Below are 12965 nucleotides of genomic sequence, written 5' to 3'. Positions count from 1 at the left end.
CACCCGTTCGGCCCCCCACTGTTCCCGGCCGGTACGTTGGGACACATGCGAGCCGTGGTGCAGAGAGTGGACGGCGCGAGCGTCGTCGTCGCAGGGGAGACCGTCGGAGAGATCGTCGGCGAGGGGCTGTGCGTCCTGGTCGGGGTGACCCACGACGACACCCCGGAGAAGGCCGCCCAATTGGCCAGAAAGCTCTGGTCCGTCCGGGTGCTCGACGGCGAGAAGTCGTGCTCCGACGTGAACGCGCCGCTGCTGGTGATCTCTCAGTTCACCCTCTACGGAGACGCCCGCAAGGGCCGCCGCCCCACCTGGAACGCCGCCGCCCCCGGCCCGGTCGCCGAACCCCTCGTCGACGAGGTCGTCGCGCAGCTGCGGAACCTGGGGGCGCACGTGGAAACGGGCCGCTTCGGAGCGGACATGCGCGTCTCGCTCACGAACCACGGCCCGTTCACGGTCCTGCTGGACGTCTGAGCCCTCGTACAGGCCCGGCCTACGACTCAGGCCCTGTCTACGGCTCGACGACCGTCTCCTGAGCCGCCGCCGTGTTCCCGACGACCAGCGGCGCGTCCACCGGGACGTTCCGCTTCACCAGCGCCAGGGCGATCGGCCCCAGCTCGTGGTGGCGGACGGCGGTCGTCACGAAACCGAGCTGCCGGCCCTCCTCCCCGTCGGCGGCCAGCCGGACCGCCGCACCGTGCGCGGGCAGCAGCACCTCGCTGCCGTCCAGGTGCAGGAAGACCAGTCGGCGCGGCGGCTTCCCCAGGTTCTGCACGCGGGCGACGGTCTCCTGCCCCCGGTAGCAGCCCTTCTGGAGGTGGACGGCGCTGCCGATGAGGCCGACCTCGTGCGGGATGGTCCGGTGGTCGGTCTCGAAGCCGAGCCGCGGCCGGTGCGCCTCGACGCGCAGCGCCTCGTACGCGAGGATCCCGGCGGCCGGGCCGTGCGAGGCGGCGAACGACTCCAGGTCGGCACGGGGCAGGAGCAGATCGCGGCCGTACGGGGTCTCCCGTACGACGACGCCCTCGGGGACCTCGGCGACGGAGCCGGCCGGGAGGTAAACGACCGCGAGGTCGTCCGTACGGTCGGCGACCTCGACCCGGTAGAAGAACTTCATCGACTCCAGGTACGCGACGAGCTCCTCCCGCGTCCCCGGCTCGACGTGCGCCCAGAGCGTCTCGCCGTCGTCGACGAGGTACAGGGCGTGCTCGATGTGCCCGTTCGCGGAGAGGACGAGCGCCTCGGTCGCCTGCCCGGGCGGCAGGTCGGTCATGTGCTGGGTGACGAGCAGATGGAGCCAGCTCAGCCGGTCGTCGCCGGTGACGGCGACGACACCGCGGTGGGAGAGGTCGACGAAACCGGAGCCGTCGGCGAGGGCGCGCTGCTCGCGGAACAGCTCGCCGTAGTGGGCGGCGACGCCTTCGTCGCGGCCTTCGGCCGCGACGGCGCCGGGCAGGGACAGCAGAGGGCTCTTCATGGAAGAAAGCCTACGACTCGCCGGCCGTGGCCTTCCCGGTGCACTCCGCGCAGCGGCCGAAGATGGCGAAGTGCTTCATGTCCGTCTCGAAGCCGAAGGCCTCACGGAGCTTCCCGGTGAACTCGGCGGCCACCTCGACGTCCGCCTCGATGACGCCGGAGCAGTCCCGGCAGACCAGGTGCAGATGGTGGTGCCGGTCGGCGAGGTGGTACGTCGGAGCCCCGTGCCCCAGATGGGCGTGGCTCACGAGCCCGAGCTCCTCCAGGAGCTCCAGGGTCCGGTACACGGTGGAGATGTTCACCCCGGAGGCGGTCCTGCGGACCTCGACCAGGATCTCGTCGGGCGTCGCGTGCTCCAGCGCGTCGACGGCCTCCAGGACGAGCTGCCGCTGCGGCGTCAGCCGGTAGCCGCGCTGCCGCAGGTCGCTTTTCCAGTCGGTGGTCACCACGCCCCCCAGTGTAGGAGGGCGCGGCGCGCCACCCCCAGGTGTCTAGCGGAAGAAGGCGATGCCGTCGTCCGGCAGGTCGCCGAGGTTGCGGGCCATCTCCGCGACCTCCTCGGGCGTCACGACCTTCTTCAGGTGCGCCGACATGTAGGGGCGGAGCGGGACCTCGGGGGTCGCCTTCTCGCCGACCCACATGAGGTCGCTCTTGACGTAGCCGTAGAGGCGCTTGCCACCGCTGTACGGGCCCGAGGCCGCCGTCCGGGCGACGGCGTCCGTCGCGAGGTCGATCTGCGGCTTCTGGTCGGCGAGCTCGCCGTACCAGATCTCGACGATGCCCTCGTCACGGACCATGACGATCTCGACCTTGCGGTCCTTGTCGATGCGCCAGTAGCCGCTCTCGCTCTCCAGCGGACGGACCTTGTTGCCGTCCTTGTCGAGGACCCAGGAGTGCGAGTGGTACTCGAGGAAGTCCCGGCCGTCGTGGCTGAACGTCACGGACTGGCCGAAGTTGCACTTCTCGGCGCCGGGGAAGTCGGAAACGCCCGCACCCTCCCACGTACCGAGCAGGAACGCGAGGGGGACGAGGTCCGGATTGAGGTCGGACGGGATCTCGATCATGAGCAGCTCTGGCGTTCTCTAGAAGTGGTTAGCGCTGGCCCTGGTACAGCTTCTTCACGGCCAGTCCGGTGAAGGCGAGCACGCCGACAGCGACCAGAACCAGCAGAACTTCGAAGAAAATGATCACAGGGTGCTCCTCGACTGAGCGGTGAAGGCGGAACGGGCCGGACCCCAGCTTAGTGGGCGGGGGCCCGGCCCACTCTGTGAGGTGGGTCTAGCGACACACGGTGGCGATCAGCCGAGCAGCTGCGCCTGGAGGGCGACGGTCTGCTGGAAGGGCACGACGAGCGCCTCGCCCTTACGGGTCTGGGTGATCAGCCCGAGGGTGTCGCCGGCCTGGATGTACGCCCACCGGGTCTGCTCGGGTCCGTACGGCTTCCGCTCGTCGAAGGCGTACAGGGAGAGGGAGGGCACCCGGACGTCCTTCAGTGCGGTGTCCGCCGTCTCGCCGTCGACGCCGGCCGGGAGCCTGCTGCCGCGTACGCCCGTGTCCAGGACGTCGTCCTTGAACGCGTCCGCGAACGCGACCGACGTGAACCGCATCAGGTACACCCGGGTGGTCGTGCCGTCCGGCGTCGTCCAGCCGCGGGCGGCGATGTGCCGCAGGGCGGACTCGGCCAGGGCCTCCTTCACCGCGACCCGGTCGTCGGCGTGGAAGTGCGCGAGGTAGGTGTCGAGACCGATCCAGCCCCCCTTCAGGCGGGGGTCGACCGTGGCGCCCTCCGGGGCGGGCAGCACGAGCTTGCGGAGGTCGGTGTGGTGGACCTCGCCGGCGTTCCCGTCGGAGTACGGACGCGGGACCCCCTCGGGCAGCGCCGGCAAGGCGATCCCGGGGTAGGTCCAGCGGCCGTCGGACTCGGTCGCGAGACCGGGCACCTCGGTGCGCTCCATGGACGTCAGCCCCAGGGCCGTACCGGCTCCGACGCCGCCGCACACGAGAACGGCGGCGGTCCAGCGGGCGATGGCCGCGAGCAGCGGCCGCCGGGACTTCTTCGGCGCGGGGACGGGTGTGGCTTCGACTTCGGCCTCGGCTTCGGCCTGAGGCACGGACGGTGCGGGGATCCGGGGCTCGACCTGAGCTTCGGCCTGGGCCTGGGCCTCGGTCTGCGGCTCGGCCTCCGGCTCGCTCTGTGACTCGGCCTGGGTCTGGGTCTGCTCGGTCATACGTACTCCCCCGGGGACTCGATGTGGTCGAGCTGCTGCTTGAGCAGGTCCGCCACGGCCGCCGGGTCGAACGGCCTGGCGCCCGCCGCCGTGACCGAGACCATGACCTCGGAGTCGTAGGCGACGCAGACCATGCCGTCGAGCTGCTCCTCCCGTTCCTTCTTCTTCAGCGTCTTGTCCTCGGGCATGAGGTAGCAGGCGGCGTTCCGGTGGTCCTTCACCTTGGGCCCCTTCGGGAACTCCAGGACCTCCAGGACCTCCTTGCGGAGCCTGAAACTGTCCTTGATCCGCTTCTTGTCCTTCATCCGCGTGATCTGGACGGAGAGGACGGCGGCGTCGGTCAGGTCCGTGAAGGAGCGGACCGCGATGCCCTGGATGCCGAGCCGGTCGACGTCCTTCTCGTACGCGCGCCGCTTCTTGCCGGAGAGGCCTTCGCCCTCCTGCTTCATCTGCGCGACGGCCTCCGCCTCGCCCAGCTCGCCGTCGTTACCGAACAGCTCGTGGTCGGGGCCGAGCGCGTAGCCGGGCGGCGCGGGCAGCAGCAGTTTGCTCAGCGGCGTGTCCGCCCTGCCGCGCGCGGCGGACTCGGCGGCAGGGTCGGTGTCGTTCGCGGTCGTCTCCGCCGGGCCCCACACCTCCGTCGGCGCGGTGCGGTCGGCGGAGGAGACGGTGACGGCGGTGTACGTCACGCCACCGCCCGCCGCGCCGAGGACCAGCACGGCGGGCAGGACGACCCCGAGCAGGGTGCGGCGCGCGCCGCGCTTCGGCTGCCGCGGGCCCTCGGCGGCGGCTTCACCGAGTGGGGTGGGTTCCATGGGTTCGGTGGGTTCGATGGGTACGTTCACGTCGTTCCGGTCCTCAGTCACAGGCGCCCCAGCTGTCGCTCGGCCAGCGAACGGATGTCCTTCTCCGCGATCTTCTTCGAGTCGAAGATGAAGATCTCGACCGCGATGTCGCCGCGGTGGAAGTAGGCCCTGGCCTCGTAGAAGTCCAGGTAGCCGGCCTCCCGCCGCACGGGGAAGACGTAGTAGCGGCCGTCGCCGGAGCCCTTGAGGGCCTCGCCCTCGCCCTCCGCGTACTCCTCGTCGGGCATGTAGCCCTGCTGGTCCTCGACGTGATCCTGCGCGCCGAGTTCGTCGCCCGGGCGGTACTGGATCAGGCGGACCTGGCTCAGCCGGTTCTCGCCCGTCTTCCAGGACGTGACCGCGACGCGCCGGATGCCCAGCTCCAGCTGGTAGCTCAGTGCCTCCCCGGCCCGCTCGAAGTCGGAGGCGTATTCGCGGACCGACATCCAGCCGTCGTGGTCTCCGAACTCGTCCTTCTTCGCGCCCGCGGGCTTCGGGACCAGCAGCTTTCGCAGGTCGCCCTGTGCCTTGGCCTGACGGTCCTCCGAGGCCGGGAGCGGATCCGGCGCCTGGCCCTTGGGAAGAGGCTTGGGATAGGCGAGGGCAGGCTGGTTCAGCGGCGGGAGCGGCGTCGGTTCACGCTGTGCCTGGACGCCGTATCCGACCGCCGTGCCGCCGACGAGGCCGAGGACGGCGGCGACGGCGATGAGCCCGACCGTACGGAGGGCCCGGCGGCGCGGTCGTACGACCTCGGCCGGTGCCGCCGTTCCCTGATCAGGGATGGTTTCTACGTTGTTCAACAGTCCCCCCACGAGACCTGAATCGCGGATTCCGTAACCCGCGCACCCTGCTGACACGTGAGAGCCGCATGGGGTTGCAGTGCCGCGCATTACAGTTCGGCATATGGCGAAGAAGCTCGTGATCAAGGTGACCGCAGGGGCCGACGCCCCCGAACGCTGCTCCCAGGCCTTCACGGTGGCCGCCGTCGCCGTCGCCAGCGGGGTCGAGGTCTCGCTCTGGCTGACCGGCGAGTCGGCGTGGTTCGCCCTCCCGGGCCGCGCGGCCGAGTTCGAGCTGCCGCACGCCGCGCCCCTGCCGGACCTGATCGACTCGGTCCTGGCGGCCGGCCGCGTGACGCTGTGCACGCAGTGCGCGGCCCGTCGCGAGATCACGGAGAAGGACGTCCTGGACGGCATCCGCATCGCGGGCGCACAGGTCTTCGTCCAGGAGGCCATGGCCGACGAGACCCAGGCCCTCGTCTACTGAGGACGCACTACTTCCGACGCTTCTTGCCGTCGAGTTCGTCCCACCACTCGTCCGACTTCGGATCCCCCGAAGGGTCGTCCCACCAGCGGTCCTCCGGGCCCCGGCGGTTCGCGATCATCGCGGCGAACGGGGGGATGACCATGGCGACGACGCACATGCCGATCGCCACCGGCATCGAGAAGAGCCGCACGACGGCCCAGGCGCCCACGAAAAGCACCAAGCAGGCGCCCATCAGCCAGAAGTAGACGTGGCGACGGCGTGCGTACACCTCTTCAGCGTACGTCCGGACCCCGAGTCCGGACAGACCGGAGGGCCGTGCCTCAAGTCCTGGAAATGGCGTCCAACCCCCCAGGAGGCACGGCCCTCCGGCCGGTATGCGAGGCTTCGCGCCGCGCCGGAATCCGGCGGCCGGAGGCCGACGCGGCGGCTCGAAGCCTGTGCGGCGCCCCCCGCCGAGCGGTGCGAGGGGCGTCAGAGAATCAGACCGCGATGGCGACCTCCGCGAGGCCGCCCTTCTGCGCCACGACCTGGCGGTCGGCGGTGCCGCCCGGGACCAGGGCGCGGACGGTCCAGGTGCCCTCGGCCGCGTAGAAACGGAACTGTCCGGTCGCGGAGGTCGGGACCTCGGCCGTGAACTCGCCGGTCGAGTCCAGGAGGCGGACGTAACCGGTGACGGGCTCGCCGTCCTTGGTCACGAAGCCCTGGATGGTGGTCTCACCGGGCTTGATCGTCGAGGCGTCGGGGCCGCCGGGCTGCGCTCCACACATGGTGTTCTGTCCTTACGGTCGAGGGGTCCGGAGAAGGGGAGGTCCGGAGGACTTACTTGTTGGCGCCGAGCTCGATCGGCACGCCGACGAGGGAGCCGTACTCGGTCCACGAGCCGTCGTAGTTCTTGACGTTCGTGACCTCGAGCAGCTCGTGCAGGACGAACCAGGTGAGCGCGGAGCGCTCACCGATGCGGCAGTACGCGATGGTGTCCTTCGCCAGGTCGACCTGCTCGTCCTCGTAGAGGGCCTTGAGCTCGGCGTCCGACTTGAAGGTGCCGTCGTCGTTGGCGTTCTTCGACCACGGGATGTTGCGGGCGCTCGGCACGTGGCCGGGGCGCTGCGACTGCTCCTGCGGGAGGTGCGCCGGGGCGAGCAGCTTGCCGGAGAACTCGTCGGGCGAGCGGACGTCGACCAGGTTCTGGGCGCCGATCGCGGCCACGACGTCGTCGCGGAACGCGCGGATCGAGGAGTCCTGGGCCTGGGCCTTGTACTCGGTGGCCGGGCGGGCCGGCACGGCGGAGCCGTCGACCAGGTCGCGGGAGTCGAGCTCCCACTTCTTGCGGCCGCCGTCGAGGAGCTTCACGTCCTGGTGGCCGTAGAGCTTGAAGTACCAGTAGGCGTAGGAGGCGAACCAGTTGTTGTTGCCGCCGTAGAGGACGACCGTGGTGTCGTTCCCGATGCCCTTGGCCGAGAGGAGCTTCTCGAAGCCCTCCTGGTCGATGAAGTCACGGCGGACCGGGTCCTGAAGGTCCTGGGTCCAGTCGATCCGGATGGCGTTGCGGATGTGGTTCTTCTCGTAGGCCGAGGTGTCCTCGTCTACCTCGACGATGGCGACCTGCGGGTTGTCGAGGTTGGCCTCGACCCAGTCCGCGTCGACCAGGACGTCGCTGCGAGCCATGCTGTTCTCCTCCGGGGCAGTGTGCGGCGGTGTGGTGCGGTTGGTGCGGGTTTGTGATCCGGTACGCGTCGTCGCGTGGCGTACGCGTGCGTACGGCTGCACAGGTCGGCCCCGACCGCGGTCGAAGGGCCTGAGGGAATACGGGAGTCGGCGCTCCCGCTCAGACTGAGCGACAGAGCATGGCGGCGACGCGGCACAGGTCTACTGCCCGCCGCTTCGTGAGATCCGCCTGTCGCTTCATGCCCTCGATCGTAGGGACGGACAGGCGGCCGTGTCACCGGTGTGTCATATTTTGAGACGCGATCGTCCGAGATGCGAGACGCGATCACCGTACGGGTCGGCTCCGGACGCCTCCGCGCGGCGGTGTCCGGTTCGGTTTCTGCGGATCGGACAGCGACGTCTCAGCATGTGACCAGGCGTGCCGTCCATGGGTCGAGCGGGGCCGAACGGGGCGTACGAGGGCGTACGAGGGCGCATGGGCGCGCACAGAGGCGTACGGGAGCGTGGCGACACAGCCGCGTGGTGATTGGCCGCGTGGTGATGGCCGGTGCCGCTCACGGGCCGCTCACGGGCCGCCGGTGGGGCACTCGCCGTCCTGGTGGGCCGGGACCGTGTCGACGTGCGCCGGCCGGAGTGCGAGGGCGCGGCCAGGGTCCGCGCGCGGGCCCCCGTCGCCCCCTCCGGGCCTCAGCCCGCCAGGGCGATGTCCTTGCCCGTCACCGCGACGGCGAGGCCGTCCGGCCTGGCCTCGACCTTCTCCACCTTCATCCCGGCGATCAGCCCGATCGGCCGCTCGAAGTCGGTCCGCTCGCGGACCAGTTGCTCCACACCCGGAATGCCCTCGCCCGGCACCTCGTCCGCGCGGACCTTGATCGTGTCGCCGTTCACCACGGTCACCGTGGACAGGACCGAGCGGGTCAGCGTGCGGCCCATGATCTCGACCCCGCCGGTGACCTTCACCTTCCCGTCGCCGCCGTAGGCGACGGTGGCCTCGCGGTCGGAGGCGGCCGTGAGGTCCGCGTACGAGATGAGGGCCGTGCCGGACGCCGAGCCCGCCCGCGCGCCCGACCAGTCGCCGGTGACGGTCACGTCCCGGAGCGCGGCCGTCAGCTCGCCGATCCGGATCTGCCGGCTGCCCGCCGTCGCCTCGACGCCCTTCGCCACCACGTCGACCTCGTCGAACCGCTTGTCCGCGACCTGCGTGAGGAAGGGGAAGCCCTTGATGTCGATCTCGATCGAGTCGCTCTTCGTCCCCGAGAGCTTCACCCGGCTCGCCGCCTCCGACTCGGCGTACGCCACGGCGAGCCGGTCGATCCCGACGAGCACCCCGCCCAGCACGACGGCCACGATCAACAGAATCCGCAGTGCTCGCATGGGTTGTGCGTCTCCCCGGTAGACAGAAATGCGACTGGATAAGTGTTCGGCCCCCCGACACGAAGATCGACGTGTCGAGGGGCCGATTGGTTCCCTTCCGGGTCCTGGCCGGACTCAGGCCAGGGCACGGCCCAGCAGGTAGACGGCGGGCGCGGCGGCCGTCAGCGGCAGCGCGATTCCCGCGGTCATGTGGACGAAGCGCGACGGGTAGTCGTAGCTGGCCACCCGCAGGCCGACCAGCGCGCAGACCCCGGCCGCGAGGCCGATCAGCGCGCCGGAGGTGCCCAGGTCGGTCAGCCCGCCGGCCGCGATGCCCGCGCCCGCGCCCGCGAGGAGCGCGACGACCAGCGAGACCGGGCCGGGCAGCGGGAGCGCCCGGGCGACGACGGCCGCGGCGACCGCGATCCCGCCGACGACGACCGCGTCCGGGGCGGCGCCGAGGTGCCCGGCGGCGACGACCGTCAGCGCGGCCGAGGCGACGCCGGCCATCAGGCCGTACATGCGCTCGTCCGGGTCGGCGTGGCTGCGGAGCTGGAGGACGAGACAGAGCAGGACCCAGGCGCCGAGCGTGCCCAGGATCGCGGCGGCCGCGTGCTCCCGGCCGGCGGCCAGGAGGGCGGCGTCGGCGACGAGACCGCCGACGAAGGCGAGGGCGATGCCCTGCCGGGCGGGCCACATGCCGTTGAGCCGGAACCAGCCGGCGGCGGTGAGGCCCTGGAGGAGGACGAGCGGGACGAGCAGCCCGTACGGGCCGAGGGTGGCGCCGCCGGCGAGCAGCAGGCCGAGGACGGCGGTCAGGGCCGCCGGCTGGAGACCGGGCTCGATCACGGGCGAGCGGCCTTCGGCCCGCGCGCGCTGGGCGTCGGTGATCCGGGTGTTGCCGGAGGTGGTCGGCGACGAATAGCCGGCCCCCGCCGCCTCGGCCACGGGAGCGGCGGCGGCCACGGGCTCGGGCGCGTACTCCACCGGTACGGGCGTGTCGTACGCCATGGGAGCAGCCGGAGCCGCCGGAGCCGCCGCGTACTGCTGCTGCTCGTACGGCTGCGGCTGCTGCGGCTGCTGCTCGTACGTCATGCCCTGCGGCGGCAGGTACGCCGTGTTGTCGTACGCGGGCTCGTACGCGGGCTGCGCGTACGGATCCTGGTGCTGCGCCTCGTACGCCACGGGCTGCGGCGGCTGCTGCTGGACCGCGGGCTGGAACTGCGTGTCCCAGGTCTGGCCCTCCCACGTCTGCGTGACGTCGTGGCCGTGCTGCCCGTTCGCGTACGGGTCGTACTGCTGGTCGTTGCTCATGCTGCGGGGTTCACCCTCCTGCGAACGGGGGGAGCACCTCGACCGTGCCGCCCTCGGCAAGCCGTACGGTCTCATGGCTCCGGGTGCCGACGGGGTCGCCGTCGATCAGGAACGAGCACCGCCGGAGGACCTGGGCGAGCTCGCCCGGGTGCTGCTCGCGGGCCGCTTCCAGGGCCTCCGCCAGGGTCTCGGCGGTGTACGGCTCCTCGGCGACACCGGCGGCGGCCTTGGCCGCGGCCCAGTAGCGGATGGTTCCCGCTGCCATAGCGGCGCTCCCTTCGTTCGTGTGCGCGCCGCTCCCCATGATGGGCTATCGGCGCGTGAGCCAGTCCCCCAGCCGCCCCTCCGTACCCCGCTCCAGGGCCGCGTGGCAGGACGACGGACCCGCCCATGGAGAAGCCGACCGTCACGCGAAGGCGCGGGCGGCGCGCCGGACGGCGCGCCGGACGGCCGATCCGGTGAAGCCGCGGGCGACGACCACGGCCGTTTCGGTGACACTTGCCGCAGGGGGTTCGTCAACCGACTCGATACGGACACCGTCATCCGTACGCAACATCACACGCCGCGGATCACGCGGATGGACGGAAGTGAGCGACGAGACATCCACCATGTGAAATCAGCTCTCTCCCTCTGAACTCATGTGGGCTATTCTGCTGGGCATGAGGATCCGGGCGACGCAGCCCCCGGGTCCTTTTGCGTTTTCCGACCGTTGTTACGGATAGGTGAACAAAAGCTCTCAGGGCGCGAGAGCTTTCAGTGATCTGTACGAAGCAGTGCACGTCCTCGCAGGGACCGAGGAGGAACCGCGTGATGAGCGAGCGAACGAAGCACGACCGACCGATGACAGGTGGCGCGGTATGAGCTCTCTGCTGCTCCTGACCAACGCCCTCCAGCCGTCGACCGAGGTGCTGCCCGCACTCGGCCTGCTGCTGCACAACGTCCGGGTGGCTCCGGCCGAGGGCCCGGCCCTCGTGGACACCCCCGGCGCGGACGTGATCCTCGTCGACGGCCGGCGCGACCTCCCGCAGGTCCGCTCGCTCTGTCAGCTGCTGCGCTCCACGGGGCCCGGCTGTCCGCTGATCCTCGTCGTCACGGAGGGCGGTCTCGCGGCCGTCACCGCCGACTGGGGCATCGACGACGTCCTCCTCGACACCGCGGGACCGGCCGAGGTCGAGGCGCGGCTGCGGCTCGCGATGGGCCGCCAGCAGATCGTCTCCGACGACTCCCCGATGGAGATCCGCAACGGCGACCTGTCGGTCGACGAGGCGACGTACAGCGCGAAACTCAAGGGCCGGGTCCTGGACCTGACCTTCAAGGAGTTCGAGCTCCTCAAGTACCTGGCCCAGCACCCTGGCCGGGTCTTCACGCGTGCCCAGCTCCTCCAGGAGGTGTGGGGGTACGACTACTTCGGCGGCACCCGTACGGTCGACGTCCACGTGCGGCGGCTGCGGGCGAAGCTGGGCCCCGAGCACGAGTCGCTGATCGGCACCGTACGGAACGTCGGCTACCGCTTCGTCACCCCGGAGAAGGTCGAGCGCGCGGCCGAGGAGGCCCGGGCGAAGGACACCCGGACGGAGGAGGCCGCCCGCGCCGCCCGTGTCAAGGAGGCCGACCGGGACGTCACTCCGGCGGAGGACAGGAACGTGGCGGACGCCACAGTGCGACCTGCCGGTAGGTAGGTCACCCCGCGTAGACTGCCGCGCGTGGCCAAGGTGACGCGGGATGACGTAGCTCGACTGGCAGGTACTTCGACCGCGGTCGTGAGCTACGTCATCAACAACGGACCCCGGCCGGTCGCCCCGGCCACGCGCGAGCGTGTCCTCGCCGCCATCAAGGAGCTGGGGTACCGCCCCGACCGGGTGGCCCAGGCGATGGCGTCCCGGCGCACGGACCTCATAGGCATGATCGTCCCGGACGCCCGGCAGCCGTTCTTCGCGGAGATGGCGCACGCGGTCGAGCAGGCCGCAGCCGAGCGCGGAAAGATGGTGCTCGTCGGCAACTCCGACTACCGGACCGAGCGCGAGGTCCACTACCTGCGGGCCTTCCTCGGCATGCGGGTCTCCGGACTGATCCTGGTCAGCCAGGGCATGAGCGAGCAGGCCGCGAGCGAGATCGAGGCCTGGGACGCCCGCGTGGTGCTGCTGCACGAGCGCCCCGAGGCGATCGACGACGTGGCCGTCGTGACGGACGACATCGGCGGCGCCCAGCTCGCCACCCGGCACCTCCTGGAGCACGGCCACGCCTACGTGGCCTGCCTCGGCGGCATCCCGAACACCCCGGCCGTCGGCGACCCGGTCGCCGACCACGTCGAGGGCTGGCGGCGCGCCATGGCGGAGGCGGGCCTCACGACCGAGGGCCGGCTCTTCGAAGCCCTGTACAACCGCTACGACGCCTACCAGGTGGCGCTGAAGCTGCTCGCGGGCCCGGACAGGCCGCCGGCCATCTTCTGCTCGACCGACGACCAGGCCTTCGGTGTCCTGCGGGCCGCGCGCGAGCTGCGCATCGACGTGCCGTCGGAGCTGGCGGTCGCGGGCTTCGACGACGTGAAGGAGGCGGCGCTCACCGACCCGCCGCTGACCACGATCTCCTCGGACCGCCCGGCGATGGCCCGGGCGGCGGTGGACCTGGTCCTGGACGACAGCCTGCGCGTGGCGGGCTCGCGCCGCGAGCGGGTCAAGCTCTTCCCGTCGGGCCTGGTCGTCCGCCGCTCCTGCGGCTGCGGCGAGTAGGCGTTCACGCCGGTACGGGCAGCGCGCCCGTACCGTGCGCCGGGCGCTCCGCCCTCGGTGGACGACGGCTCGGACGGAGCCCCGCCCAGGGG

The 12965-nt window shown here is 71.1% G+C and carries 17 protein-coding genes; 4 read left to right on the top strand and 13 right to left on the bottom strand.

Going from position 1 to position 12965, the window contains the following annotated elements:
- Window positions 1-45: 45 nt before the first annotated feature.
- Complete coding sequence (gene dtd, locus ACFWWU_RS08390; RefSeq protein ID WP_317597702.1) at window positions 46-471, top strand: D-aminoacyl-tRNA deacylase; 426 nt, start codon at window positions 46-48, stop codon at window positions 469-471.
- A 37-nt stretch (window positions 472-508) separates the two neighbouring features.
- Here the strand turns inward: dtd and ACFWWU_RS08385 are convergent, their stop codons facing one another.
- From ACFWWU_RS08385 to ACFWWU_RS08360, 6 genes are all read right to left on the bottom strand, one after another.
- Entirely contained in the window at window positions 509-1474 is a 966-nt protein-coding gene (locus ACFWWU_RS08385) for a YgfZ/GcvT domain-containing protein (protein WP_384140823.1), read from the bottom strand.
- 10 nt (window positions 1475-1484) lie between these two features.
- Window positions 1485-1922: a Fur family transcriptional regulator gene (locus ACFWWU_RS08380; RefSeq protein ID WP_384140820.1), complete on the bottom strand. Its 438-nt coding sequence runs from the start codon at window positions 1920-1922 to the stop codon at window positions 1485-1487.
- A gap of 42 nt (window positions 1923-1964) precedes the next feature.
- A complete protein-coding gene (locus ACFWWU_RS08375; RefSeq protein ID WP_317597697.1) occupies window positions 1965-2537 on the bottom strand; it encodes an FABP family protein in 573 nt (190 codons plus the stop codon).
- 234 nt (window positions 2538-2771) lie between these two features.
- Window positions 2772-3701: a hypothetical protein gene (locus tag ACFWWU_RS08370; RefSeq protein ID WP_384140817.1), complete on the bottom strand. Its 930-nt coding sequence runs from the start codon at window positions 3699-3701 to the stop codon at window positions 2772-2774.
- Window positions 3698-4546, bottom strand: a complete 849-nt coding sequence (locus ACFWWU_RS08365) for a hypothetical protein (RefSeq protein ID WP_384140815.1) — start codon at window positions 4544-4546, stop codon at window positions 3698-3700. Before ACFWWU_RS08365 ends, ACFWWU_RS08370 begins: the two co-directional genes overlap by 4 nt.
- Before the next feature lie 17 nt (window positions 4547-4563).
- Window positions 4564-5346: a hypothetical protein gene (locus ACFWWU_RS08360; protein ID WP_384140812.1), complete on the bottom strand. Its 783-nt coding sequence runs from the start codon at window positions 5344-5346 to the stop codon at window positions 4564-4566.
- A 103-nt stretch (window positions 5347-5449) separates the two neighbouring features.
- On the opposite strand from ACFWWU_RS08360, the gene ACFWWU_RS08355 reads away from it, so the two are divergent.
- The gene (locus ACFWWU_RS08355) at window positions 5450-5812 is read left to right on the top strand and encodes a DsrE family protein (RefSeq protein WP_384140809.1); all 363 of its coding nucleotides are present in this window, start codon (window positions 5450-5452) and stop codon (window positions 5810-5812) included.
- Window positions 5813-5819: 7 nt separating this feature from the next.
- Here the strand turns inward: ACFWWU_RS08355 and ACFWWU_RS08350 are convergent, their stop codons facing one another.
- From ACFWWU_RS08350 to ACFWWU_RS08320, 7 genes are all read right to left on the bottom strand, one after another.
- Window positions 5820-6080, bottom strand: coding sequence for a DUF3099 domain-containing protein (locus ACFWWU_RS08350; protein WP_384140806.1), 261 nt, complete (start codon window positions 6078-6080; stop codon window positions 5820-5822).
- Window positions 6081-6291: 211 nt separating this feature from the next.
- Window positions 6292-6579 (bottom strand): DUF1416 domain-containing protein, encoded by a 288-nt coding sequence (locus tag ACFWWU_RS08345; protein WP_017242395.1) that lies wholly within the window; start codon window positions 6577-6579, stop codon window positions 6292-6294.
- A gap of 52 nt (window positions 6580-6631) precedes the next feature.
- Complete coding sequence (locus tag ACFWWU_RS08340) at window positions 6632-7477, bottom strand: sulfurtransferase (RefSeq protein WP_055642244.1); 846 nt, start codon at window positions 7475-7477, stop codon at window positions 6632-6634.
- 160 nt (window positions 7478-7637) lie between these two features.
- Window positions 7638-7718 (bottom strand): putative leader peptide, encoded by an 81-nt coding sequence (locus ACFWWU_RS08335; protein WP_350497993.1) that lies wholly within the window; start codon window positions 7716-7718, stop codon window positions 7638-7640.
- Window positions 7719-8164: 446 nt separating this feature from the next.
- On the bottom strand, window positions 8165-8851 hold the full coding sequence (locus ACFWWU_RS08330; RefSeq protein ID WP_317597690.1) for a DUF2993 domain-containing protein: 687 nt from the start codon (window positions 8849-8851) through the stop codon (window positions 8165-8167).
- 114 nt (window positions 8852-8965) lie between these two features.
- On the bottom strand, window positions 8966-10144 hold the full coding sequence (locus ACFWWU_RS08325) for a hypothetical protein (RefSeq protein ID WP_384140801.1): 1179 nt from the start codon (window positions 10142-10144) through the stop codon (window positions 8966-8968).
- Window positions 10145-10154: 10 nt separating this feature from the next.
- Window positions 10155-10409, bottom strand: a complete 255-nt coding sequence (locus ACFWWU_RS08320; RefSeq protein WP_384140798.1) for a MoaD/ThiS family protein — start codon at window positions 10407-10409, stop codon at window positions 10155-10157.
- A gap of 592 nt (window positions 10410-11001) precedes the next feature.
- On the opposite strand from ACFWWU_RS08320, the gene ACFWWU_RS08315 reads away from it, so the two are divergent.
- Window positions 11002-11823 (top strand): winged-helix domain-containing protein, encoded by an 822-nt coding sequence (locus tag ACFWWU_RS08315; protein ID WP_384140796.1) that lies wholly within the window; start codon window positions 11002-11004, stop codon window positions 11821-11823.
- A gap of 24 nt (window positions 11824-11847) precedes the next feature.
- On the top strand, window positions 11848-12873 hold the full coding sequence (locus tag ACFWWU_RS08310) for a LacI family DNA-binding transcriptional regulator (protein ID WP_384140792.1): 1026 nt from the start codon (window positions 11848-11850) through the stop codon (window positions 12871-12873).
- The last annotated feature ends 92 nt before the right edge of the window (window positions 12874-12965 follow it).

This window comes from Streptomyces sp. NPDC058650, from assembly GCF_042717315.1.
Classification (GTDB): Bacteria; Actinomycetota; Actinomycetes; order Streptomycetales; family Streptomycetaceae; genus Streptomyces.
This window is presented reverse-complemented; position numbering and strand designations above follow the sequence as displayed.

Coding starts and splice junctions, on each gene's coding strand:
- dtd (WP_317597702.1), top strand. CDS start 46: ATGCGAGCCGTGGTGCAGAGAGTGGACGGCGCGAGCGTCGTCGTCGCA.
- ACFWWU_RS08385 (WP_384140823.1), bottom strand. CDS start 1,474: ATGAAGAGCCCTCTGCTGTCCCTGCCCGGCGCCGTCGCGGCCGAAGGC.
- ACFWWU_RS08375 (WP_317597697.1), bottom strand. CDS start 2,537: ATGATCGAGATCCCGTCCGACCTCAATCCGGACCTCGTCCCCCTCGCG.
- ACFWWU_RS08370 (WP_384140817.1), bottom strand. CDS start 3,701: ATGACCGAGCAGACCCAGACCCAGGCCGAGTCACAGAGCGAGCCGGAG.
- ACFWWU_RS08355 (WP_384140809.1), top strand. CDS start 5,450: ATGGCGAAGAAGCTCGTGATCAAGGTGACCGCAGGGGCCGACGCCCCC.
- ACFWWU_RS08345 (WP_017242395.1), bottom strand. CDS start 6,579: ATGTGTGGAGCGCAGCCCGGCGGCCCCGACGCCTCGACGATCAAGCCC.
- ACFWWU_RS08340 (WP_055642244.1), bottom strand. CDS start 7,477: ATGGCTCGCAGCGACGTCCTGGTCGACGCGGACTGGGTCGAGGCCAAC.
- ACFWWU_RS08335 (WP_350497993.1), bottom strand. CDS start 7,718: ATGAAGCGACAGGCGGATCTCACGAAGCGGCGGGCAGTAGACCTGTGC.
- ACFWWU_RS08330 (WP_317597690.1), bottom strand. CDS start 8,851: ATGCGAGCACTGCGGATTCTGTTGATCGTGGCCGTCGTGCTGGGCGGG.
- ACFWWU_RS08325 (WP_384140801.1), bottom strand. CDS start 10,144: ATGAGCAACGACCAGCAGTACGACCCGTACGCGAACGGGCAGCACGGC.
- ACFWWU_RS08320 (WP_384140798.1), bottom strand. CDS start 10,409: ATGGCAGCGGGAACCATCCGCTACTGGGCCGCGGCCAAGGCCGCCGCC.
- ACFWWU_RS08315 (WP_384140796.1), top strand. CDS start 11,002: ATGAGCTCTCTGCTGCTCCTGACCAACGCCCTCCAGCCGTCGACCGAG.